Here is a 21,476-nt window from a genome sequence, read left to right as displayed (position 1 = left end):
CGGTGCTGCCACGAAAGACTCCTCCCCATGGCCATCAGACCATGATCAGAAGACTCCGTGAAACCGGGGGGAACTCACTCCGCGCGACTGCGGTGGGTTCCCTTTGGTGCTGGGGTTCGCGGTGTTGGCTGACCCATGGATGCCTTCCAGCGATGCGTCACCGGGTGCGCTGTTCGGTGTGGAGCGGGCGGGACCCGGGGGTCGGGGGTCCCGCCTGCTAGGGAAGCCGTGCACCCCGACCTCCATCAACCAGGCGTCGTCGATCGCGATGCTGTTACAGGGAATCGGGGCTGCCCGCAGAGGCGAGCCCACATATTTGGCTGTTCGCGGACGTCAGCCGGCAGCGGTGGACCCAATCTGCGGTGAGGACACGTACAGCCCGGTCAAGGGTTAGGCGGGCGTGGCTGGTTGGCACAGCAATTGACCCGTGGCCGAGTCCTGGCACAGGTAGCGATCACCCTCGTGCATCCATCCCCACAACGAATCGTGAAACAGAGGCTGCCCACAGTGCCGGCACGTCGCAGCACCTGGCTGCTCGGTCGCTGGCGGTCCTGCCTGGTTCACCCCACCGGACGCCGTGTTCGTCATGCTCTCCCCCTGGTGCGCGCTCTTTTGGCTCATGTCGCCACGGGACCTAACCTTCCGGCTGCCGACGCCGCCTGGATCCTGATCATGGGTGCTAGGCACCATCGCGGGTGGAGTGGCTGCCGGGATGGCTTCTCAGCGGTAGGTCCATCGCCGCCGCAGGTCGGCCGACGGGCCACCAACGAGCCTGACCGACTTCCATCGCCACTCCGGACTCAGTACGTTCCGTCGAGCTGACCCCGCAGCTTGATCAGCGCCCGGGCCAGCAGCCGCGAGACGTGCATCTGCGAGACGCCGATCTGCTCGGCGATCTGCGACTGGGTCAGGTTGCCGTAGAAGCGCAGCGTGAGGATCTTCTGCTCGCGCTCGTCCAGGGTGGCGAGCGCCGGGCCGAGGGCGACCCGCAGCTCGGCCAGCTCGAACTCGCCGTCCTCGCCGCCGAGCATGTCGCCCAGTTCCGTCGCCCGGTCGCCGTCGCCGGTGGGGGTGGACAGCGACACCGCGTTGTAGGCGCGGGCGCCCTCCAGGCCCTCCAGGACCTCTTCCTCGGTGAGCTTGAGGTGGGCGGCGATGTCGGCGACCGTCGGCGAGCGGCCGAGGGTCTGCAGCAGCGAGCTGTTGGCGTCGGAGATGGCCAGCCGCAGCTCCTGCAGGCGGCGGGGCACCCGGATGTCCCAGGTGCGGTCCCGGAAGTGCCGCTTGAGCTCGCCGATGATGGTCGGGATGGCGTAACCGGCGAAGTCGACACCGCGGGACGGGTCGAACTTGTCGATCGCCTTGATCAGGCCGACGGCGGCGGTCTGGGCCAGGTCGTCGGTGGGCTCTCCGCGGCCGCTGTAGCGGTGGGCCAGGTGCTTGGCCAGCGGCAGCCAGGCCTCGATGGCCCGGTCCCGCATGGCGGCGCGGGACGGGTGGTTGGCGGGCAGCGCGGCCATCGCGTTGAGCAGGTCGTTGGCCACGGACTCCGACTCTGTGGTGGCCCTGCGTCGGGTGGGGGCCGGTTGCGTGGCGGTGGCGGTCATGCGAGTCCTCCGAGTCTGCCGTGGGCGAATCGAGGTAGTCGCGACGGCCGTAGCTGCAACGTAGCCCAAACGGCGCTGCGAACCTAGCCGAAAGGCTGATGCTTCTATGGCGCAGCCCATGCGTTCAAGGTGAGGGCGGGACCCGTCCCGGAGGTCGGGCCCCGCCCTGTCGGCGTAGTCGATAACCAGTGCTCAGCGGTAGCTACCGCTGCTGCGCTCCGGGATGATCATGGTGGCCTCGTTGCTGGCGGCCACACCCTCCTCGTGGCCGGGGAGCGACTGGGCCGGCGGCGTGGTCATCGCCGCTTCGACGTCACGGCGGCCGGCCTGGTAGGCGCGGGCGTGCGTCGCGATGGCCTGCGACTCTTCCTCCGCGCGGGCCAGCCAGGACTCCCACCGGCTCTGCATCGGCCGGACCAGCCCGCCGCCGACGCCGACGACCAGGATGCCGCCGACGGTGGCGAGCACGGCGATCAGCACCGGGGTGGTCACTGCGGTGGCGACGCCGATCTGGTTGAGGGCGGCGATGATGCCCAGGCCCAGGATGAACACCGAGGCGATGTTGGCCAATGCCCGACCATAGGACAGGCCGCCGAGGGCGCTGGAGATGATGTCCCTGACCGCCTTGGCAATCGCTGCGGCCACTACCACGATGACGATCGCGACGAACGCCCGGGGCAGCCAGGCGATGACGCCGGCGATCAGGTCGGAAATCGGGTTGGGGCCCCAGATGCCGAACGCGAGTTGCAGGGTGACCAGCAGGATTCCGTAGTAGGCCAGCTTGGCGACGATGTCGCTGGCGTCGTAGTGGGACCGGGCCAGGGCGGTCTTGATCCCGCCGCGCTCGACCGCGCGGTCGAAGTGCACCCGCTCCAGGACCTTGTCCACGATCTTGAGTACGGTCTTGGCGATTAACCAGCCGATTACGAGGATCGCGATGAACGCGACGGCCTTGGGCAGGAACAGCATCACCGAACGAAGTGCATCACCCACCGCGTTCCCGAAATTGTCTTTCATCGAATCAGCCTCCGCGATCATTGAAGGATTTACCCGCCTGACCTACCCCCGGTTCGCCATCGGAAACAGGTCACGATCGCGCTGGCCGTGACGGTTGCAGGGAGATCCTGTCGACGGTGCATGTTCCCTTGCCCCGGCCGGACCACCGCTCGACCGGCACGGCTCCCTTGTGTCGACCACCGCTCAGCGTGGTGGTCCAACAGTTCCTCTGCACCGGGCAGGTCGTCTGGACACAACACCGATTGAGCGATGTATCGGGGCGTCTGGTCGGCTCGAGCAGCAGGGCTGGACGGCTTCGATCGGACACCCAGCAGCAGCATCGTCCCCGAGATCAGGCTTGGCAGACCCACGAGGGTGTAGAGACCCAGACGCATCCCGACAGGATGCCACGAGCGTGGGCGCGGAAGGCTCTCTGACAAGCGGGATCGAGGGTCGCGATAGCCGCATGTTCCCTATCCGCTCTTGCCGCTCGGAGGGCGCTAGCGCTGACTGTGGCCGGTGACGCACCGTGAGGTATGACTACCTCTTTTGCTTCCGGTCCCGGTGTCGTCTTGTCTCTCCCGACCGTGTCGTTCTACGTGCAGCGGTGTCTGCCTACCTCGGTCGCAACCGCGGCGCCTCGCGACTTCACACCGAGTCCGATTTACGGAATCACTTCTGTTGCCGGGCGCGCTTGGGGTGAGTTCGACCATGCCGCTTGGCAGTCCGAGGTCGCGCCGCATGTGAGACAGGCACTCCGCGTAGGTCTTCTCCGCCAAGCCGGCCAACCCGGAGGTCATGCCCTGATCCACGCCGGAGGTGTCCTCCAGCCAGTGGACGCGCCCGCCCGGGTGACGCCGAGTGCGTTGGTACGACGACCCCCGGTTGCCCCCGTGCCGCCGTAGACGTTCTCGCGCGTCCCGCCTTGCGCTCGCCGGGGCGTTGATTGTGATCGGTGCTCGTCGGGTAGGAGCACGTTGTCGTACTCATCTTGATGGCCCCGACGGGCCGCGGAAGGAGCGAACAGATGCTGGGACTCGAAGCGAAGCTGTCGAAGGACTGGGAGGGCAAGAGCGCCCAGGACCTCGCGGCCGCACCGGTCACCGCGATTCAGGGCGTGTCGGAGGGCGACGCGGACCTGCTGCTTAAGGCCTTCGGCATCAAGACCGTCCGGGACCTGGGCACCAACAAGTACTTCCGCTGGGCCCAGTCGATCGCGACGCTGGCCGCCTGACCAGCCACGCCGAGGAGGCCGGCTTTCCGGCCTCCTCGGCGGCACGGCATTACGCGTGGTCGGCGGCGGGTGGAGCTGGGGTTGGTCAAAGCGCCGGGCCGCCAGCGCACCGACGCGACCCATGTCGTGGCCGCGGTGCGGGACCTCAACCGCCTCGAGATGGTTGGTGAGACCCTGCGGGCGGCGCTGGAAGCCCTGGCCGCAGCGGCACCGCAGTGGCTGGCCGGCCGCATCGACGCCGAGGTGATCAAGCGGTACGGCGCCCGGATCGACGAGTGGCGGCTATCGAATGATCAGGCCAAACGGCAGAAGCTTGCCGTGCAGGTCGGCCGGGACGGCTACCGACTCCTCAGGGCGGTCGCTGACCGGCGGGCCCCTGAATGGCTGCGTGAGGTTCCCGCCGTCGATGTGCTGCGCCAGGTGTGGATCCAGCAGTACACCGTTGGCGAGTCCGGGCGGGGGGTGATCTGGCGGGACGCCGATCTGCACGGACTCCCGCCGGGCAGAACCAGGATCATCTCCCCGTACGACACCGATGCCCGCTACAGCGAGAAGCGCGGCCGCAGCTGGGAGGGCTACAAGGTCCATTTCAGTGAGACCTGCGACAACACCCCAGCGGACGGTGGCACCACCGATCCCACCCAGCCACCGAACCTGATCACCAATGTGGTCACCACCCACGCCGCTGTGGCCGACTCGGCGATGACGATGCCGATCCACGACATGCTCGCCGACCGGGATCTGCTGCCGGCCGAGCACCTCATGGACGCCGGCTACCCTTCCACCGCGAACCTGCTGGCCTGCCGCACCGAGCACCAGGTCCGCCTGATCGCCCCGATGCGCGGCGACTCCTCCCGCCACGCCCGCACCAACAGCCCCTACGCCCGAAGCGCGTTCACCATCGACTTCGACCAACAGCGTGCGACCTGCCCACAAGGCCACCACTCGGCCACCTGGAACCCCGCCCGCCAAGACGGCCAGGACGTCATCGTGGTCAGCTTCCCCCTCAGCGCCTGCATCATCTGCCCGGCCCGCACCGAGTGCACCCGCTCAAACCAGCGCCGACGACAGTTGACGCTACGACCCCGCCACCTGCACGAAGCCCTCCGCGACGCCCGCGCCGAGCAGCAAACCGACGCCTGGAAACAGACCTACCGCGCCCGCGCCGGGATCGAAGGCACCATCCATCAGGCCACCGCAGCCACCGGCATCCACCAGGCCCGATACGCCGGTCTCGGCAAAGTCGACCTTGAACACGCCTTCGCCGCCACCGCGGTCAACCTCATCCGCCTCTACGCATGGTGGACCGGCACACCCATGCAACGCACCCGAACGACCCACCTGAGCAGGCTCGATCTCACCCTCGCGGCATAGACAGAATTAGGCAACAGAGTCGGGCACTGGCGATCGCCGGGCGCGCGCTTGGCGCAACCGGACTCGTGATCGAGTCTCATATCGCCTGGGCGTCGGTGACCTGACGCCCTTGGGAGCGGCCGGCCGCCGCATGAGGTCAACCTCGGATCATCAACCCGAGGACAAGGGCTGCAACGATGAGTACCGGCGAGGCGTACCCCGCGAGGATGAGCGCCTTCTCTCGGGCTGTCCGGGGTTCCAGGTACTCGTCCGGACCGAGCACGTTTGGATGACCGTTGCGGTACTCGACTCGGTGTCCCTCGGGCACCTCCAGCTGGACGGTGGGGCGGGTGGCCACCGATATGAGCGCATGGATTCCGTAGATGGGCAGCCACCAGCCGCATGTCAGGATCGACAGGAGCATGTGAGCGGCGTGCCAGGTGTGGCCGAGGCTGCCCGTCTTCAGGTAGAGAGTTTGCATCGCCGGCACCGTACTGGACCGCCCCCTGCAGCGGTGTCCGGCAGGCGACATTTGGATCCCCTCCGTCAGCCGCCAGCCCTGCTGGCCAGCAGCACGGCGGCGGCGGCGACCGAGCCCAGTGCACTAGGTGGCCGAGGGGCGTAGAGTTCGCCGCCATGCCTCACCTCGTCCGATTGCGCCCCGGGGTCGACCGCAACCAGGTACTGGCCAGCCTTCGGGACGCGCGAAACGCGCTCTACAACATCCAGGGCGGCGACTTCCATCAACAGCGACTCGCCTACCAGCGATGGGCGCACAACGCCGCACGGATGCTCAACAACCAGATCAGCGCAGAGGACATCGACCGCCTGATCCTGACGCGCCGCTACTGGCTACTCCAGACGTTGCCGGCAAACGACGCCACCGTCATCCTCATCAACGTCGAGGTGACCGAGCGCGGCGACGACCTGGACGACGCCATCGGCGCACTCGATGCCCAGATCCAGAGGTGGTCGGAAAGCGAGGTCTTCGCTGTCGCCGACACCACCTTCTACATCCAACCCACCGAGACGTTCGACAAGGTGGACTACGCGGAGATGCTGGGGGCCGGCTTCGCGCCGGTTCGGCTGCTGATCCCGATCATCGTGGTCGACGAGCTGGACGGGCTGAAGAAGGCGAACAACGGCCGCGTGAGAGGCCGGGCGAGGCAGGCGCTGGCGATCATCGACCGCCTGTTCGACTACTCCACCGATCTCCCGACAAAGGTGCGTCCGCGAGACCACACCGGTGGTGGGGTGACGGTGGAGCTGGTCTTCGACCCGCCCGGCCACGTGCGACTGCCGATCGCCGACGACGAGATCGTGGACCGCGCTGCCGCGATCCAGGCCCTGGCCGGTCAGGCCCTCGCCGATCGGACGCTGCGGTTCATCACCTTCGATACCCGCCAATCGCTGCGTGCTCGTCACGCTGGGTTGCGGGCAGAAAAGCAGCGCGATCCCGATAGCGGCACCAAGCCGGCGAACGGCAGCTAGGACAGTCTTCGACAGCGTCGGCGGGCTGTCTGCGGGCATCCCGGGCGCACCGGACAGCCCACCCAGCGAACGAAGCGTCCCCACCTCTGGGTGGGGGCGTCCGTTCGTGTGGGTTCAAGGGTGTAGCCGTTTGCAGCCACTGGGGCAGTTCTGAAGTGCGCCGGGTCGGTTGCGCCAACCAGGTGTGGCCGGCGATCGACCCAGCGGGTGAATCAGCCCGTCAGTCCTTGGCGTACTTGCCGCATCGGGTGACCAGGTCGAAGCCCGATGACCGGAAGTTTTCGAAGTTCAGATTCTTGTTCTGGCCGGTCTGGAAGATGGATTGCAGGTCCTTCAGGGGGCCTACCTGTTCCTCCAGAGCAGGGACCATGTCAGCCGGTGCGATCTCGATGACGTGATCGAGCGCGTCGATGGTGCTGTCGAGCGTCCCCTGATTCACCGTTGACCCATCCGGTGTCTCGCTGATCTTGGTGACGAGGTCCGCGGAAGCCTGAAGGTGGGGGAAGACCTCAATGCAGGCCGCCTGCTCGCCTACCCGGAAAGCGCGTGGAGTCGGCGAGGCGCTCGGACTCGGCGAGGCGCTGGGACTGGGCGTACTGGCTGCACTCGTCGCGGCCGAGGTAGGGCCGCTCGCCGCGTCGGTGCCGCCGCCGCATCCCGCGAGCAGCAGGCTGAGACCGAGAGCCGATACCGCGAGGCCGCGTGGCGCTGAGGCGTTGATGGTCATGGTGGGGCAGCCTAGGTGCTCGCGAACCTAGTGCACTGGGCGCGTCACGTATCTGACAACCAGCAGGGAAGATTGACGGCTCATGTCGTCACCGGCCCGGCGGACAGCCACGGACCTGACCGGGACCACCGCGGGACCACTTGACCTATTTGGAGGGTCGAGCGTCGATCGTCGCGGTCGCCACCGACGGCGGACCCGACGGCGGTCATCGAGCGCCCTCCGGCCGTCGGTGGCGGCCCCTGGAACCGATCGACCTGAAGGGCGACCACCTGATGTCCGAGCCTCACCGCTGCGCCGTACCCCGCAACGTCACCGACGTCCTGCTGTGGCTGCTCGCCGCCGACGTCGCCGCCCAACACTCACCCCACCCCGACGATCCGGGCCGGTGCTGCAACCTGCGCTGCGCACGCGAGACATACCCCTGCCCGCGAGCACGCGACGCGCAGCGCGCCTGCCACACGGCGAGCCGCCCCACCCTGCTGGCCCGAGGACGCGCGCAGGTCATCGCGCCCGTCGCCACCGCAGCCACCCGATTCGCCGGCTGGTTCCGCCCCGCCCGAGCGGTACCGCCCACCCCGACCATGATGTCCGCGCCACGGCCGCCCCAGCGCCTACCGCTGACCACACCACGCGCGGCATGACCAGGCCGCCCGCCCCAAGTCGTGCTGTCCAACGCCGACACACCGCACGGATCACGCCCAACGCTCTGGGCCGCCTCAACCACCGACAGGTACTGGCTGCTCAGGGTGTCTATCGCTATCAGATCGGCTACTTCAGGCCGCGTAATGCGTTAGCAGGTTTGCTCACGTGTTCACAAACTGGCTCACTCCAAAGTAGACTCTGAGAAGCAACGCTACGCGAGAGTGGAGGGCCATGAGGATCATCGAAGGCACCGTCGACGAGATCATCGACTACCAGACCCGCACTAACCAGGTGCCGCCAGCAGACGACGACGAGACCGCAGCTCCGGAGAAGGAGGCACCGCCAACTCGCAGCACGTCGGCGCTCGACTCCGACGACGAAGAGGCGTTCTACATCAAGCAGTTCGTCTACACCCGGGCCAAGGACGGCGGCACGGCCAACAGGGTGCTCACGTTCCTCAATCGCGCCCTGGATCTCAAGACGGTGGTCGCAATCGGCGAGTCCGACCGCACCCACGACGGCTACACCGACTACATCATGGTCCGCGACGAGGGACCGAAGAGGTACGGTGCTGTCGTCTATGTGAAGCCGGGCAACGGCGGCCTCACGCTGCGGCTGCGTCCCGAGGATGTCGCGGACCTCGACAACGACCGAATCAAGCTTCGCAACGTCGCCTCGACCCAGAAGTACGCAGTGAACTGCCCCCTGAACGACGACGAGGCCGTCGACCTCGCGCTCGTCCTGACCGAACATGCCCTCAAGAAGGTGCGCAGCAGCTGACCTACCCCCGCGCGCGGCCCGGACGGAGCCTTCCAGACGACGAGGCTCCGGCCGGGCAGCGCCCGTTGGGTGCCGGCCGTGGCCGTCGCGCCCGCGGGAGTCCGGGTACCGAAGTGCCAGCAATCGTCGGCAGGAGGCGCGAATCGCACATTTTCGCCGTGCACCCGATCTTCTGCTGGCATATGACTCGGGGCAACCGGTGCCCGAGGGGCCGGCTTGAGGTGATCAAGGCTCGCATGGAGTCTGAGGAGCACGGCCGACACGCGCCGCTCGCGCGTCGGCCACTGCCGCAGCTGCTCGACGATGCCTAGCAGCTCCGCCGCTGCTGGTCCGATGTAGGAAATGGCGGCCAGCTTGCGGAAGTCCGCGCGCAGAAAGTCTCCCAGTCCTTGCAAGGTATCGTCCGCTACCAGCTACATCGCGGGCGGTTACGGCCATCCTGGGGCGCCGCGTACTGGCCCACTTCCGAGGCATCTGGAAGGTCGTGCACGACACGTCGACGACAGCGATCGCCTCGGCGATTCGGGTGATCTGCTGGTGCAGCGCAGCGAGGGGAGTCGACAGGTCGAGACCGTGCACAACGAGGTGCACGCCGCTTCCCGTGAGCTGGTACTCGACGGGTTTCGTTCCTGCCGATGCGTAGATGAGGTGTCCGCGGGTCAGCTTGAGGGCGGTGCAGTAGGCGAGCATCTGGTAGACATCCGCGCGGGGCGGGGTTTTGCCTGGTGCCTTGTATTTGGCGTCGATGACTGCCAGGCAGCGGTACCCGTCCCACCACGTGATGTCTGGCCGTACCAGGGGTAGCAGCCCCTCGTCGTCGAGGTGCATCTGGTGCTGGCCGGTCACCCTTCCCCCGTAGCGCGTCTCCACTGCGTGTCGTACAGCCGTGGTCAACCAGTCTTCGAAGACGGTGTTGAGGTCGAACACGAAGCCGGCGGCGAGGGTTGAGCCGTGGACGTGTTCGACGCTGGCGCCGGCCAGGATCAGCCGGGCGAGCCGCAGGGCAGGTTGGTAGCGGCCGTTGAAGCGGTTGGCCACGGTCTCGGGTACGGGTGCTCCGGCGGTGAGGGGTGTGACGTCGGCGAGTGCGGCCGCGATGCGGTGCAGGGCGTGCCGGGTGGCCGGTGGAATGCCGGGTAGTCGGTGCAGGCGGCGTAGGGCCGAGAGCAGGATCTGGTTTTCGGGTATGTCGGTCGTGTAGTCGTCGTAGCGCACTTCGACCGGTAGGGCTAGTCCAGGCCGCGCGCGCAGTTGGTCTGCCTCTCTGAGCCGGCCGCGTAGGAGCGGCAATGCTTCCTCAACTGTTCGATATCCCTGCAGTACGCCTGGCGCCAGGGCCTGGGCCGTGGTGGTGGCGAACGCGACGGCCATCGCTGGCACGAGGTCCTGTTCGTGGGTTAGACCTATCGGATCGTTGCGCCAGCCGCGGGGGTCGCGGGCGTAGCCGAGCAGCCACAACAGCCTCGCGATTCCGATCTTCGGGCGGACGTGCAGCTCGGTCTGCTCGTCGCCGGCGATGATCCTGGCCGCGCCGACCAGGGAGCCGGAACGCAGCAGGAGACGTCCGTCGAGTGTGAGTGAGGTTTCGACCAGCTTGGTGGCTGCCATCGCCCGGGCGACGGCTGGGGCAGTGGGCTCACACTCTTGGGTCTCGTGTTCGCGTAGGCTGATCAGCCTCACTGGGCCATGTCTCCGGCTTCTTCCCGGGGGGCTGGTACCGCAGCCGGGGTCGTCGACTGCTTTAGCCGCTTGCGGAGTGCGTCGATGCCGTACCGGAGGTTGATGTCGACTCCGTCGCCGAGGTGGCGTTCCTCGAGCAGGGGCATGATGGCGTTCTTCCAGATCCGCGCTAACCCCTTGTCGGTGGCGGCTTGTGGTGTCATCAGGTAGGACGGGCCGACGGCGGCGTCACGGTCGCCGATGACGCGGTTGAGTTCGTCGAGGAGGTCCGCCCGGTCTGCGGGGAGGTTATGCGCCTCCAGCCACTTGCTGAGCAGTCCGTCAAGGGGTGTCTCACCGGGGAACAGCGACTGGAAGTAGAACCGGCGGCGCATTGCCGCGTCAACGAGTGCGATGGACCGGTCGGCGGTGTTCATGGTGCCGATCAGGTAGACGTTCGGTGGGAGTTCGAAGTCTTCGGTGGGTGAGTACTGCAGTTGGATGCTGCGGTTGCGGTACTCGAGCAGGAAGTACAGCTCCCCGAAGACCTTGGCGAGGTTTGCTCGGTTGATCTCGTCGATGATGAGGATGTAGGCCTGGGAGGGGTCGTCCTTCGCGTCGGACACGAGTTGTTTGAAGGGTCCGGGTTCGAGTGCGAAGCCCACGCCGCCGTCGGCTGTGGCCCGAGGTCGGAAGCCTTCGAAGAAGTCTTCGTACGAGTACGACGGGTGGAACTGGACCAGCCGGTAGGCGTTGTCCGTCTGCCCGGTGAGGAACTGGGCCAGTGCCTGGGCCAGGTAGGTCTTGCCCGTGCCGGGCGGGCCGTACAGCACGATCTGCTTCTTCTCCCGCAGCAAGTCGACCGTCTCGGTGAGCCAGTCCAGGTCGATGAGCAGATCGTCGGCCAGCTCGGCGGTCGGCTCGGGCAGCTCCATCTCGGCTGCGGCGAGCTGGTCGTCGACGTCCTCCTCCCCCGGCTGGTCGTCCAGTTCCGCTAAGGCCGTGAACTCGGCGACGTAAGCGCCGAGGTCGGTCACAGTCAGCTGACCGGCGAGCTTGTTTCGTGCGTCGATGGACAGCTCGTTTCGGGTGAACGGTGCGTCGGGGTTGGCCCAGGCAACCTTCCGGCGGCGGCTCGACACGCCGTCGGGCGTGTCCACCCAGGTGACGGGGCCCGCGATCGTGCCGACATACACCTTTGGCCCGTCGACGGTGACGACGATGTCGCCCTCGCTCATCCGATTGAGGAACCGGTCGAGCACGCCCACGTGAAGACCGCGCTGGGACGGCGAGAAGTCTGGCAACGACTCCCGTAGCTGCTCGTCCAGCTGCGCCTTCGACAGGCCAGGCTTCAGCTCTGGCAGGCCGGGGTAGGCGATCGAGCAGAACCCGTCGGCGAGCCATTGGCCGACGAGGTTTTGTCCATGCGCCTTCGCGCCTCGGACCAGCCAACCGCGCGGTCCCTTGCCGTCGCCAGCGGACCCGGCCTGCTGGCGCCACCGGTCAACCCAGGGCGGTTGGTAGAAACGGACCACGGTGCCGGACTTGGCCGACAGCACCGTCCGCAGCTCCGCCAGATCCCGATCAACGTCACCCGTCTCATGCGGAAGCTCATCGGTGAACGCGGTCACGATGAGCTTCTTGTGCCGCCGGGAGGCGATCGGGGGAAACGTGTCGGGAAACGCCAGGTTCAGCAGCATGTTGCGCTGGCTGTAGGCGCTGTTGATGGGAAGGCTGTCCAGGCCGTCCTTGAAGTCCCATGGGTCGTGCAGTGCCGCCTGCTGACGGTCGGCCGGCAGGTGCTTCCACGCCTGCACGAGCCGCACGAGCCAGGCGATCTGCCGGTCCCGCTGTGTCATGTACGCGGTGCCGGCCCGGACTACGCCAGCGTCGAGGACCGTGTCGAGATCTGGGGGGACCTCGACCGGCTCGGGAAGCAACGTGAGGGCACCGTTGATCACGGCACGTTTCGCTGTGCCGCCGATGTCACGTGGCAGAAGGAGGTGCAGGTAGATCAGCTCGGCCATGAGCTGCACGGCCGTGGGCGGCGCTCCGGCGAGCTGGCCCTGTAGCTTCTTGACGAAGCTGCCCTTGCCGGTGTCTGGCTGTTGGACGAACTTGGCATACAAGTGGTCGGCCGCTTGCGCCGTCCACACAGCCCGATCAGGGGTGAAGACCGAGCCGTCTGAGGCCAACCCGGCATCGATCACTCGGCGGGCGGCGGCGTAAACAGCTTCCTCGTTCACAGGACTCCTTTATTCACACTTTGAAGGGGGCTAACGCACGACTGGTCGCCATTGCCGTAGAGCGGCTGCCCGGCGAGGGAAAGCACGGTCATGGCCGGTAATCATCGTGGAGGGCCACCCTGGAGAGTTCGTAGCCGTGTGGGGTGCGCCAGTAGTGCAAACGGCGCGCCGCCGCTGATTCACGTTGCAGCGCTACCCTCCAGCAGGTGGCGCCGTCAGGACGGCGGACATACGGGCTCCCGCCGCCGCCCGTGCGTAGCTGGTGCACATCGCGGCCGGCCAGATGCTGGACCTGGTCGGTGAGCACTTCGACCACCACCGCTACGATCTTGGCCCGGCTGATGCCCTCCAACTGCTCGACGGAGTCGAGGAAGCCGGCGGCGAGCACGTACTCGGCCAGAGGTTTGCTCGACTTCTCCGCGGCGGGGATCCGCCGCACCCACTCGCAGTACACCTCGTAACGGAACTGCTCTTCCGCGTCGACGAACGCCTGCCAGTCCATACTCGTTGCATGATCGGTGCGGCTCTGAGCGCTTTTGAGCTGCTTAACCGCCCGCTGACGAGCGAGGTCGGCGCCGCGGTAGCGGGTCTGGAGCTTTTCGATGACGCGGGTGGCATGAGCCAGCTCGTTCTCCAGCTCCGCAGCCCGATCCCGTAGGCCGGCAAGGTCTTTGGACAGAGCCTCACGGGTGGCCCGCTCCGCCGCCAGCTCGTTGCTCAGGTGCGTGACGTGCGCCCGGCCGGCCCCGCCTGGTGCGCTCGCAGACGGCGCCAACACCGGTCTCGGCACGGGGATCTGGCCGCGTGGGGCTACGTCCAGTGGCGTCGGCCTCCGCAGGGGCACGTCCGGTACGACAGGCGGGCTTGGTGCCGGCCTCGGCGGACGGGCAGCAGGTATGACGGGCGGCTGCGGGTCAGGCTCAGGAGAGCGCAGCCATGGAGGGCCACCGGGAAGCAGGCTCGGCGCCGGTCTGGGCATCTCCTCGTCGTCTACGTCATCCAGCCGCAAGCGCAGGGGCTCGGTAGCGACGACTCGGCAGGTGACTATCTCCCCTGCTGAGAACAGCCCACGCAACGTGTCATTGGCGTTGGAGGTGACCGCATCCTTTCCGACGTCTACCGCAATGCTGGGCAACAGCCGCAGCCTGACGGCGTCATCGGTCACGGTCACCACGTCAGCCAGGACCACGTCGCCAACCTGATAGGCCGCCGCCACGGCAGCCGATCCGCTCGCCGCGTCGCTGAACCGCAGACCATCACGCAGATCCAGTCGCCGCGACACCGGGTCGTAGGCGCCCGTAACGTGCTGCCCCCGGACCACCAGCCGCTCTAGCGCGACCCCGGGTACGGTCAGCTCCTCCCACACCGTCGCTACCGACATGTCGTCCAATGTGACCAGGGCCCGTGACCCGATCACGCCCTGCACCTTCCCTGACCGCTGAAGCTGGCGAGGGCTCGTGCGCGGCTCGAGAAGGCCAGCCGCCAGCGCCGCCTCCAACGCGTCGTGTATCAGCTGGTCGGTGATACGCCGCCGGTCCTGCTGCGAATACGCGAACCGCAACCTGCTACGCGTAGGGTCGACGACCCAGCCATGATCGACCGGATACACACGTCCCGCACCGCCGTACACCTGCGTTGCTGACGGCATCTCTCGGGAAAACGCCCACGAGACATCGCTCGTGGGCATCAGTACTACCTCGGCCAGGTTTCCGACCGCGTCCTTGATCTCATCTGGATCACCGAACGGATCCTTCTGCCCAGCCGGAATCGTCAGCACCACGACCGGCCACAGTCGTCGCCCGGGAGTCAGCACGCGGTGCGCGAGATCGCGGGCTTCGGTCTCTGAACTGATGCGATGCACGCCGGCGGGAGGCGAGGTGGTGCCGGTCTGCCTAGCGGTGCCCCGCTCGTCCATCAGCACGGCCTCCTGCCCCTTAGACGACCCGCGACTGTAGCTGCGACCCTTGTCAGTCGTCGTAACCGTGGTTCATCATGACCTCGCGAATCTCGTCCTTCGCGACCAGAAGCCGCTCGGCGACCTCCTCACACACCTCGTCAAGCATCTCCAGGACGTCACGGTCCCCGCGCGCCGCCGCCACGCGACGACCGTTCACTTGCACTTTGAGGAACGCCCATACGCCGCATCCGATCGCTGACGAGCGGCCGCGGCTTCGGTCAGCGCCCTCAACACGTGCTCATCATCGAGGACAACACCAGCCGCCAGGCCGACGAAGCCGTGCTCGACCGCCGTCGGAGGTTCCTGGTCCTGGTTATCCCACTGGCCAAACAGACGCCGCCTGAAGCGAGACACGTTCATGGGCATCCGGCACTCCACGTCAAGGAAGAAGGACGCCTCTATGTAACCGCGTTGGTACGACATCCCCGTCCATCGAACGGCCCCTTTCCCACCCTGCGCAGGCCGAGGTGGGCTCATCCGTCCGTGCGCCCCCTTCTTCGCTTCGACGCGCGTCGGACGAGGATCATGCTTACGTCACGAAGAAACTACTCAGCGGCATGACTCGGGATCCAGGTGGAGCTGGCACGGCCACTCAATGAAATTCGCGACTACTCCGCCCCGGACTGACCTTGCCCGTGGGAGGAGTGGAAGTTCGAGTTGGTCGTCGCTCACGACGCCGCCGGGGGCCCTGCATCGTGGGCCCTTCCCCTCAGGCAGACTGGGAACGTGAATGAGCCGACGCAATCGCTTCCGGCGTATCACTTCGCGAGCGACGTCGATGGCGTGCGCCACCTGATCGTCGATGACAGCGACAACCCCGACGACTGCACAGGGTGGCGCATCGAAGTGAGAGAGCGCGGCAGCACGCACCAAGTCCCGTTCCAGCGGTCTGTCGTGTTCGGTGACGGTCCCCAGGTCAACCTGCTCGGTTACGGTCCTGTTCGGGAAGCGTGGCTGGCCCCGTTCGACTGGGGCGCCGTATCAGCGGAGATCTGCCTGCCTGACGGCTCACGTCACCCCGTGCGCGGGTTTATTCTCTGACACTCCGAGCCGGAGCGGGGCACTTCGTACGGCTGCGCGCTGAGCTGCGCCGCCCGCATGCCGTCTCGGGTCCGCGGCCCCGGCTCAACTGCTGCCGTCAAGTCCCAATCGTTCCACTGGCTGGTCGGTGCGTTCCAGCAGTTGCTGCGCGCGGCGGATCCGCTGCCGGTTCAGCCACCGCAGTGGCGTGGTGCCGGTCTGGTGTCGAAAATGCCGACTGAGGGATCGGGTGCTCATCGCGGCGTGCGCGGCGATGTCCGCCAGGGTGAGCGGACGGTGCAGGTTGTCGGCCAGCCAGGCCAACAGGGGTTGCAGACCGTTCTCGGCCGGCGGGGGCGGCTCGTGTGCGATGAACTGTGCCTGGCCGCCCGCGCGCTCCAGCGGCATGACGCAGCTCCGCGCGGTCTCGGCCGCGATCGCGGCGCCGTGGTCGCTGCGCACAATGTGCAGGCACAGGTCGAGTCCGGCCGCCGCGCCCGCGGAGGTGAGCACGGGTCCGTCCTCGACGAACAGCACGTCGGGGTCGACGGTGATGTCGGGACAGCGGCGGGCGAGCTCGGCTGCGGCGGCCCAGTGGGTGGTGGCCCGGCGACCGCCGAGCCGCCCGGCGGCGGCCAACAGAAAAGCACCCGTGCAGATCGACACCAGCCGGGCCGCAGTGGCGGAAAGAGCTTCCAGTATCCCGACGTCCACCGCCTCGTCGAGGTCGGCCATTCCCGGTACGACAACCGTCCCGGCTTCGGCCAGCGCAGTGAGATCGTGCGGCACCCGAAGGCCGACCGCGCCGGCGCGTACCTCGTCAGTGGCCGCACAGACGCGGACCCGGTAGGCCGGACGGCCGTCGGCCAGCCGCACCCGACCGAACACCTCCACCGGCACGGACAGGTCGAACGGGACGACACCGTCGTAGGCGAGTACCACCACATCGTGCATGGGGACCATCCTGGCGCGAATCCGTCGACCGTCGGCTCGCGGCCCCCTGTCAGGGACACCGGCCCGGTCCTAGATTCGACCGCCATGACCATTCTCGTGCCCCTGCTCATCGGCGCCCTGTACGTGGGCCTCAACGCGGTGATCCGCGAGCCGCACCGCCGCCACGTCAACGCAATCATGGTGGGCGGTGCCGGAGCGGCGTACCTCAGCGGCGGTGGTCTCGGGGCATGGGAGTTCCCCTTCGTCGCCCTGATGGTCTACGTCGCATGGCGGGGACTGGCGTCCTGGACATGGATCGGCGTCGGCTGGCTGCTGCACACCGCCTGGGATGTCCTCCACCACCTGAAGGGAACCCCGATCATCCCGTTCCTGCCCGGCTCGTCGCACGGCTGCGCCATCTGCGACCCCGTCATCGCCCTGTGGTGCCTGACGGGCGGCTGGTCGGTGACGGAACGGCTGCGCCGCCTCCGCCCGCGATGCCCCGAGCCGGATTAAGGCGAGACCTACTGCCCGCTCTACTTCCGCACGATCAGGGCCGGCGCCTGCACCGCCCTCATCCAGAGCGGGTCAGCCAGGTCGTTTGCGGTCTGCCTCTCGACGAATCCGCAGCGGTCTACCGCGGCCGGCCCCGGCTCGACCCCCGGCCCTGCGGCCAGTGCGGTCGTGGCGTGGGCCTCGCCCGCGCGGCACGGGGCCCGATCAGGGTTAGCAACCCGGCGGAGGTCGATAGTGTCGACCGGTCCCGGATGCAGGGACGCCAATACGCGCGCTGCGCGGCGGCCTGCCAACTCTAGGCAGACGTCGCTGACGCCAGACACGGTCGCCGCGTGGTGGTTGTCGGCCGAGGGGCGCCGCGGCTCGTGGCTCATTTCGTCCCGAGCACCGTTGCGGCGCACCGTCGCTGCCATCGAGTGTCATCCCGTGTCTCCAGCGCGGCCACCAACCCGCCTGCTGTCGCCACGTATCGTCCGCATGCGACACGTTCGCTGCTTCCTCTCTGCTTTCCGGGAGTGGTCGAGCGGGCGGTCCCATAGACGTTGACACGAGCAGCCAGACTGACGGCGTGGATGCCTGGGTGACTCTTATCGCGGCCGTTTCTGGTGCTGGAATTGCGATCTTGGGACAAAATACGATTCGGCGAGGTGAAAGCAACGCTAGACTGGCCGAGCTCATGCTCGAGCAGTGCGCTCGACTCGTATCAATGTCCGAGGATTTCCGGAACCGAGTGTGGGAGGAACGAGAGCTAGGGCTTCCCGGTCGGGTGGACGGCTGGGGCCTCGGCGAGTTTCGGCTAGCCGCAGCACGGCTGCGCATCCTGTGCCGTGACCAGCATGTACTCAGGGCGCTAGATGAGTTGAACTCGTCCAGCAAAGCTCTCGGAGCATATTGGAGACGAGGAAATGTCGACGCCGGCGAGTTCGCCGACCGCTACGAACAAGCGAAGCTGGCCACCGAGGCGTTCAGCACCGCTAGTGAGAAACTCTTCCGCTAGCGCCCCCGCAGACTAGCGGGGTGCGGCCCGGCTCTAACCCCGACGCCGTCCTTGTATGCGTTGTCGCTGACTTACCCGGGCGTTCCCCACGCCCGCACGTCCGGCCGATGCCGTCCAGCGCGTAGACCCCGTAACGTCACGTCATCGACAGGCGGAGGTGCGAAGTGGTGGTATGTCAGTGCGGAAACTGCGGCATTGTCGCCATCGGGCGATGCACCAACCCCCGTTGTCCGATCGCTGGCGGCGCGCCGTACTGCATGTCTCATGGACCAATCCCAAGCGGGTGGTGCGCACTCTGTACTTGGACTCAGGAGGCCGGTCGACAGGCCCACTCCCGCAAGGTTGAAGCGCTGCACTCAAGGGTGCGGACGATCGCCTCCGAGTTGAATACAGCCGGGGTCCGGAGGACCGAACGCTACTTCGCGCCGACGACGACTCAGAAGACCTTGTTCGGACGCCTCAAGGATGTTCGAGACTCAAGCCGCGACCTCTTCGGCTGGTACGTCGGTGACTACCTCTGGGTGTTCCCTAACCGCGGCACGGCCTGGTCGACCGGTGACAGCATCGGCAGCCTGGGGACGGTTGTAACAGCGCAGGGTGACGTGCTGCCCGTCGGACACGGGCCGGAGGCTAAGGAATGCCGGCTCTACACCAAGGGCCTTCCACTCGGCTTCTCGGCGCTCTCGTCTCCCGTTCGTGAGGAGCCGCCCGACGTGATTGACCTCTGGCAGAAAATCATTGAGCGATTGCAAACTGTGGCTCGCTCATCCGGCGTAGCGCTTTCTACGGAGGCCTCGCCGGGTATTGATGAAAGCTGACGGCCCTGCTTTCAAGGCGCTTCCACCATGGTCGGCGCCCTCGTCCTCGCCCGCGCCACCCGCGGCAACCCGCTCTCCGAAGAACTGCTGCAGTCCGCGCGCACGGCTCTCACCGAGAGCGGCACCGGGCAGTCCGAACCGCAGCAGCGCACGGACTGACCGGGGCCGGCCGACGGCGTCGGCCGCCGTCACCGCCCGGCTGCACGGCCGACCGTGCCCGCAGGTCCGCACCAGGCCGGGTCCGGCCGTCAGTTCCCGGCCCGCAGGCCGGACCGGGCGCCGGCGCAGCGGTCCGCACACCCCAGGCAAAGGCGAGCACGATTGTGCTCTCGGTGAGCTGAGCCTGGGGAGCCTCGGGACGTCAGCACGTCGGCTGGACAGTACGTACGGCACTCAGGCTCAGAGCTCGAAGCGCAGAGCGACGTAGGCATGCCACCAGCCGCTGATTGGCTCCCGACCCGAACCGGTGCGCCAGGCAGACTGGCATCTGATCCCGTGCTTGAAGGAGTTGTGATGCAGGTAGCCGTGGTCACCTTCGACGGGTTCAACGAGCTCGACAGCTTCATCGCTTCCGCGCTGATCAACCGGTGCCGTAAGGACGGCTTGGAGGCCTTCATCACGACGCCGACGCCGGTGGTCACGTCGATGAACGGCGTCGAGGTGACCGGGCAGCGCCCGATGGAGTTCGTGACCGAGGCCAGCGTCGTGCTGATCGGTAGTGGGGTGAAGACACGCCACGTGGTCGCCGACGACCGGCTGCTCTCCATGTTGCCGCTCGACCCTTCGCGACAGCTGATCGGTTCGCAGTGCTCCGGCGCGCTGGTGCTGGCGCACCTCGGGCTGCTGGGCGGCATGCCAGCTTGCACGGACATGACGAGCCGGCCCTTTGTCGAAGCCTGCGGTGTCACCGTGCTGGACGCGCCGTTCTACGCCGAGGGGAACATCGCTACGGCGGGCGGCTGCCTGGCGTCCCAGTATCTCGCGACCTGGGTGATCAACCGAATGCTCGGGCAGGACGCCGTACGCGACGTCATCGGCTACGTGGCTCCGGTCGGCGAAAGCCAGGAAACCGTCGAGCGCGCGATGCGGGCCGTCCACGCGGGCGAGATTGCACTGCGCTGACGCCCCGCGATCAACCCCTTGGGGCTGCGGTGCCCTCGCCTGGCTGGGCCCGAGCGGCTCTCTCGCAGCCTGTCTTCACGGGCATCTCCCGTCAGCACCTGGCCGAGTTGATCGAGGAGCTGGCCGACCCGTGGTTAGCTCTGCGGAAAGGACTCAGGGCGATCAGAGCTCGCCCAACGCGGCGCCGAACTCGAGTTCCGTGCGGGAGCGCTGCTGCAGTCCTCGCTCCATGAGCGTCGCCACGCGCGACGTGCTCGAGCCGTCGCGGGCGAGGGTCTGGAAGAGCCCCGAGTCGACCTGCACGTCCTCCTTCGCCGGCAGTGCCGCGGCGTTGATGCGGCGCTTGGCGAGGCGGACCGCAGCCTCTGGGAAACTGGCGATGCGCTCGGCCAGCGCCTTCACATACGCGATGAGCTCGTCGTCCGGGAGCGTCCGGTTGACCAGACCGATCCGCTCCGCCTCTCGCGCGTCCACGTCCTCGCCACTCAGGATGACCTGCATCGCCTGCCCCCGCCCTGCGAGCCGCACGATCTGCTGGACCGCTCCGGCACCGGGGAAGACCCCTGTTCCCACCTCGGGCTGTCCGATAACGGCGCGCTCGAGCGATGCAAAGCGCATGTCGCAGGCGTAGAGGAACTCGCTGCCGGCGCCCCGGGCACGACCTTCGAGAAGTGCGATGGTCACGGGGCGCGCCTCGCTCAGACGCCGGTAGAGCGCCCCGAGACTGATGTCGTCGGGTCCCCCGGAGGTGGCGGCCACTGCGGTGTATTCGGCGATCCGCGTCAGGTCGACGTGTGGAAGGAAGAAGTCAGGATCCGCGCTGCGGAACACGACCACTCGCACGTCGCCTGTCGCCTGCGTGTCATCCAGCAGCGCGATGAGATCGGCGACGAACCGTTCGTCGATCAGGTTGATCGGCGGGTTGTCGATCGTGGCCCACAGCACGCCGCTGCTGAGTTCCGTCCTCAGGGTCGAGTAGGTGAAGGCCATTGGCCGGACTCCTCCGTCTGAAGCGGTTGCGAGTTGCAACCAGGACCGCTGGGGGCCTGTGTCGAAGTTCGTTGCGGTGCCTGAGCTGGCTGGGGGCACACCCGGATATCGCTACGTCTGGCTCAGGGGGCGCCGTCGAGTAGGCGGTCGAGGTCCACGGCGGTGCCAATCAGGGAGAGGTGGCTGAACGCCTGCGGGAAGTTGCCGGCCTGCTCACCGCTCGGTGCGATCTCCTCGGAGTAGAGGCCGAGAGGGCTGCTGTAGGTGAGCATCTTCTCGAAGGTCAGCCTGGCGTCATCGAGCCGTCCGGACTGCGCTAGGAGACCCCTGAATAATGCGGCGTGCAGGTCTACCGATTTGATCGGGTTTGGTCGATAATTGGTGGGTG

Annotated in this window: 23 protein-coding genes; 11 read left to right on the top strand and 12 right to left on the bottom strand. The window is 67.2% G+C overall.

What is annotated here, in order from left to right; all coding sequences use genetic code 11:
- Nucleotides 1-800: 800 nt before the first annotated feature.
- A complete protein-coding gene (locus tag ACLQ2U_RS31475; protein WP_425754530.1) occupies nt 801-1,607 on the bottom strand; it encodes a SigB/SigF/SigG family RNA polymerase sigma factor in 807 nt (268 codons plus the stop codon).
- 192 nt (nt 1,608-1,799) lie between these two features.
- Nucleotides 1,800-2,624 carry a mechanosensitive ion channel family protein gene (locus ACLQ2U_RS31470; protein ID WP_425754529.1) on the bottom strand — a complete coding sequence of 275 codons (825 nt, stop codon included), beginning with the start codon at nt 2,622-2,624 and terminating at the stop codon, nt 1,800-1,802.
- A gap of 1,006 nt (nt 2,625-3,630) precedes the next feature.
- Between ACLQ2U_RS31470 and ACLQ2U_RS31465 the strand changes: the two genes are divergently transcribed.
- Nucleotides 3,631-3,837: a hypothetical protein gene (locus tag ACLQ2U_RS31465; RefSeq protein WP_319460132.1), complete on the top strand. Its 207-nt coding sequence runs from the start codon at nt 3,631-3,633 to the stop codon at nt 3,835-3,837.
- Nucleotides 3,838-3,918: 81 nt separating this feature from the next.
- Nucleotides 3,919-5,211, top strand: a complete 1,293-nt coding sequence (locus tag ACLQ2U_RS31460; RefSeq protein WP_425754528.1) for a transposase — start codon at nt 3,919-3,921, stop codon at nt 5,209-5,211.
- A gap of 136 nt (nt 5,212-5,347) precedes the next feature.
- On the opposite strand, the gene ACLQ2U_RS31455 is transcribed toward ACLQ2U_RS31460, so the two are convergent.
- Nucleotides 5,348-5,671 (bottom strand): hypothetical protein, encoded by a 324-nt coding sequence (locus tag ACLQ2U_RS31455; RefSeq protein ID WP_425754527.1) that lies wholly within the window; start codon nt 5,669-5,671, stop codon nt 5,348-5,350.
- A gap of 155 nt (nt 5,672-5,826) precedes the next feature.
- On the opposite strand from ACLQ2U_RS31455, the gene ACLQ2U_RS31450 reads away from it, so the two are divergent.
- Nucleotides 5,827-6,681: a PIN domain-containing protein gene (locus tag ACLQ2U_RS31450; protein ID WP_425754526.1), complete on the top strand. Its 855-nt coding sequence runs from the start codon at nt 5,827-5,829 to the stop codon at nt 6,679-6,681.
- 220 nt (nt 6,682-6,901) lie between these two features.
- Here ACLQ2U_RS31450 and ACLQ2U_RS31445 read toward each other — a convergent pair whose 3' ends face one another.
- Nucleotides 6,902-7,408 (bottom strand): hypothetical protein, encoded by a 507-nt coding sequence (locus tag ACLQ2U_RS31445; RefSeq protein WP_425754525.1) that lies wholly within the window; start codon nt 7,406-7,408, stop codon nt 6,902-6,904.
- A gap of 272 nt (nt 7,409-7,680) precedes the next feature.
- On the opposite strand from ACLQ2U_RS31445, the gene ACLQ2U_RS31440 reads away from it, so the two are divergent.
- Both ACLQ2U_RS31440 and ACLQ2U_RS31435 read left to right on the top strand, forming a co-directional pair.
- Entirely contained in the window at nt 7,681-8,049 is a 369-nt protein-coding gene (locus tag ACLQ2U_RS31440; RefSeq protein WP_425754524.1) for a hypothetical protein, read from the top strand.
- Between the two features lie 232 nt (nt 8,050-8,281).
- On the top strand, nt 8,282-8,830 hold the full coding sequence (locus ACLQ2U_RS31435; protein WP_425754523.1) for a hypothetical protein: 549 nt from the start codon (nt 8,282-8,284) through the stop codon (nt 8,828-8,830).
- 225 nt (nt 8,831-9,055) lie between these two features.
- On the opposite strand, the gene ACLQ2U_RS31430 is transcribed toward ACLQ2U_RS31435, so the two are convergent.
- From ACLQ2U_RS31430 to ACLQ2U_RS31410, 5 genes are all read right to left on the bottom strand, one after another.
- Entirely contained in the window at nt 9,056-10,438 is a 1,383-nt protein-coding gene (locus ACLQ2U_RS31430) for an McrC family protein (protein WP_425754522.1), read from the bottom strand.
- Between the two features lie 68 nt (nt 10,439-10,506).
- On the bottom strand, nt 10,507-12,735 hold the full coding sequence (locus tag ACLQ2U_RS31425) for an McrB family protein (RefSeq protein ID WP_425754521.1): 2,229 nt from the start codon (nt 12,733-12,735) through the stop codon (nt 10,507-10,509).
- Between the two features lie 88 nt (nt 12,736-12,823).
- The gene (locus ACLQ2U_RS31420; protein WP_425754531.1) at nt 12,824-14,650 is read right to left on the bottom strand and encodes a hypothetical protein; all 1,827 of its coding nucleotides are present in this window, start codon (nt 14,648-14,650) and stop codon (nt 12,824-12,826) included.
- Between the two features lie 52 nt (nt 14,651-14,702).
- Complete coding sequence (locus ACLQ2U_RS31415; protein ID WP_425754520.1) at nt 14,703-14,834, bottom strand: hypothetical protein; 132 nt, start codon at nt 14,832-14,834, stop codon at nt 14,703-14,705.
- 11 nt (nt 14,835-14,845) lie between these two features.
- The gene (locus tag ACLQ2U_RS31410; protein WP_425754519.1) at nt 14,846-15,058 is read right to left on the bottom strand and encodes a hypothetical protein; all 213 of its coding nucleotides are present in this window, start codon (nt 15,056-15,058) and stop codon (nt 14,846-14,848) included.
- Nucleotides 15,059-15,418: 360 nt separating this feature from the next.
- Between ACLQ2U_RS31410 and ACLQ2U_RS31405 the strand changes: the two genes are divergently transcribed.
- The gene (locus tag ACLQ2U_RS31405) at nt 15,419-15,733 is read left to right on the top strand and encodes a hypothetical protein (protein WP_425754518.1); all 315 of its coding nucleotides are present in this window, start codon (nt 15,419-15,421) and stop codon (nt 15,731-15,733) included.
- 84 nt (nt 15,734-15,817) lie between these two features.
- Here ACLQ2U_RS31405 and ACLQ2U_RS31400 read toward each other — a convergent pair whose 3' ends face one another.
- A complete protein-coding gene (locus ACLQ2U_RS31400; RefSeq protein WP_425754517.1) occupies nt 15,818-16,666 on the bottom strand; it encodes a GlxA family transcriptional regulator in 849 nt (282 codons plus the stop codon).
- A gap of 84 nt (nt 16,667-16,750) precedes the next feature.
- On the opposite strand from ACLQ2U_RS31400, the gene ACLQ2U_RS31395 reads away from it, so the two are divergent.
- The 5 genes from ACLQ2U_RS31395 (at nt 16,751) to ACLQ2U_RS31375 (ending at nt 20,098) form a co-directional block, all read left to right on the top strand.
- Complete coding sequence (locus tag ACLQ2U_RS31395) at nt 16,751-17,161, top strand: DUF6010 family protein (protein ID WP_425754516.1); 411 nt, start codon at nt 16,751-16,753, stop codon at nt 17,159-17,161.
- Between the two features lie 568 nt (nt 17,162-17,729).
- The gene (locus ACLQ2U_RS31390) at nt 17,730-18,158 is read left to right on the top strand and encodes a hypothetical protein (protein ID WP_425754515.1); all 429 of its coding nucleotides are present in this window, start codon (nt 17,730-17,732) and stop codon (nt 18,156-18,158) included.
- Between the two features lie 362 nt (nt 18,159-18,520).
- The gene (locus ACLQ2U_RS31385; RefSeq protein ID WP_425754514.1) at nt 18,521-18,976 is read left to right on the top strand and encodes a hypothetical protein; all 456 of its coding nucleotides are present in this window, start codon (nt 18,521-18,523) and stop codon (nt 18,974-18,976) included.
- Between the two features lie 27 nt (nt 18,977-19,003).
- The gene (locus ACLQ2U_RS31380; RefSeq protein WP_425754513.1) at nt 19,004-19,135 is read left to right on the top strand and encodes a hypothetical protein; all 132 of its coding nucleotides are present in this window, start codon (nt 19,004-19,006) and stop codon (nt 19,133-19,135) included.
- Nucleotides 19,136-19,489: 354 nt separating this feature from the next.
- Complete coding sequence (locus ACLQ2U_RS31375) at nt 19,490-20,098, top strand: DJ-1/PfpI family protein (protein ID WP_425754512.1); 609 nt, start codon at nt 19,490-19,492, stop codon at nt 20,096-20,098.
- A gap of 162 nt (nt 20,099-20,260) precedes the next feature.
- Here ACLQ2U_RS31375 and ACLQ2U_RS31370 read toward each other — a convergent pair whose 3' ends face one another.
- Together ACLQ2U_RS31370 and ACLQ2U_RS31365 are read right to left on the bottom strand one after the other, a co-directional pair.
- A complete protein-coding gene (locus tag ACLQ2U_RS31370; RefSeq protein ID WP_425754511.1) occupies nt 20,261-21,088 on the bottom strand; it encodes an enoyl-CoA hydratase/isomerase family protein in 828 nt (275 codons plus the stop codon).
- A 122-nt stretch (nt 21,089-21,210) separates the two neighbouring features.
- Nucleotides 21,211-21,476 (bottom strand): glycoside hydrolase family 15 protein (locus ACLQ2U_RS31365; RefSeq protein ID WP_425754510.1); only part of this gene is annotated, 266 nt, incomplete at its 5' end.

Source organism: Micromonospora sp. DT47 (assembly GCF_049844475.1).
In the GTDB taxonomy this organism is placed as follows: Bacteria; Actinomycetota; Actinomycetes; order Mycobacteriales; family Micromonosporaceae; genus Micromonospora.
This window is presented reverse-complemented; position numbering and strand designations above follow the sequence as displayed.

Coding starts and splice junctions, on each gene's coding strand:
- ACLQ2U_RS31375 (WP_425754512.1), top strand. CDS start 19,490: ATGCAGGTAGCCGTGGTCACCTTCGACGGGTTCAACGAGCTCGACAGC.
- ACLQ2U_RS31465 (WP_319460132.1), top strand. CDS start 3,631: ATGCTGGGACTCGAAGCGAAGCTGTCGAAGGACTGGGAGGGCAAGAGC.
- ACLQ2U_RS31435 (WP_425754523.1), top strand. CDS start 8,282: ATGAGGATCATCGAAGGCACCGTCGACGAGATCATCGACTACCAGACC.
- ACLQ2U_RS31440 (WP_425754524.1), top strand. CDS start 7,681: ATGTCCGAGCCTCACCGCTGCGCCGTACCCCGCAACGTCACCGACGTC.
- ACLQ2U_RS31395 (WP_425754516.1), top strand. CDS start 16,751: ATGACCATTCTCGTGCCCCTGCTCATCGGCGCCCTGTACGTGGGCCTC.
- ACLQ2U_RS31455 (WP_425754527.1), bottom strand. CDS start 5,671: ATGCAAACTCTCTACCTGAAGACGGGCAGCCTCGGCCACACCTGGCAC.
- ACLQ2U_RS31380 (WP_425754513.1), top strand. CDS start 19,004: ATGGTCGGCGCCCTCGTCCTCGCCCGCGCCACCCGCGGCAACCCGCTC.
- ACLQ2U_RS31445 (WP_425754525.1), bottom strand. CDS start 7,408: ATGACCATCAACGCCTCAGCGCCACGCGGCCTCGCGGTATCGGCTCTC.
- ACLQ2U_RS31475 (WP_425754530.1), bottom strand. CDS start 1,607: ATGACCGCCACCGCCACGCAACCGGCCCCCACCCGACGCAGGGCCACC.
- ACLQ2U_RS31420 (WP_425754531.1), bottom strand. CDS start 14,650: ATGGACGAGCGGGGCACCGCTAGGCAGACCGGCACCACCTCGCCTCCC.
- ACLQ2U_RS31410 (WP_425754519.1), bottom strand. CDS start 15,058: ATGCCCATGAACGTGTCTCGCTTCAGGCGGCGTCTGTTTGGCCAGTGG.
- ACLQ2U_RS31470 (WP_425754529.1), bottom strand. CDS start 2,624: ATGAAAGACAATTTCGGGAACGCGGTGGGTGATGCACTTCGTTCGGTG.
- ACLQ2U_RS31400 (WP_425754517.1), bottom strand. CDS start 16,666: ATGCACGATGTGGTGGTACTCGCCTACGACGGTGTCGTCCCGTTCGAC.
- ACLQ2U_RS31430 (WP_425754522.1), bottom strand. CDS start 10,438: ATGGCAGCCACCAAGCTGGTCGAAACCTCACTCACACTCGACGGACGT.
- ACLQ2U_RS31450 (WP_425754526.1), top strand. CDS start 5,827: ATGCCTCACCTCGTCCGATTGCGCCCCGGGGTCGACCGCAACCAGGTA.
- ACLQ2U_RS31370 (WP_425754511.1), bottom strand. CDS start 21,088: ATGGCCTTCACCTACTCGACCCTGAGGACGGAACTCAGCAGCGGCGTG.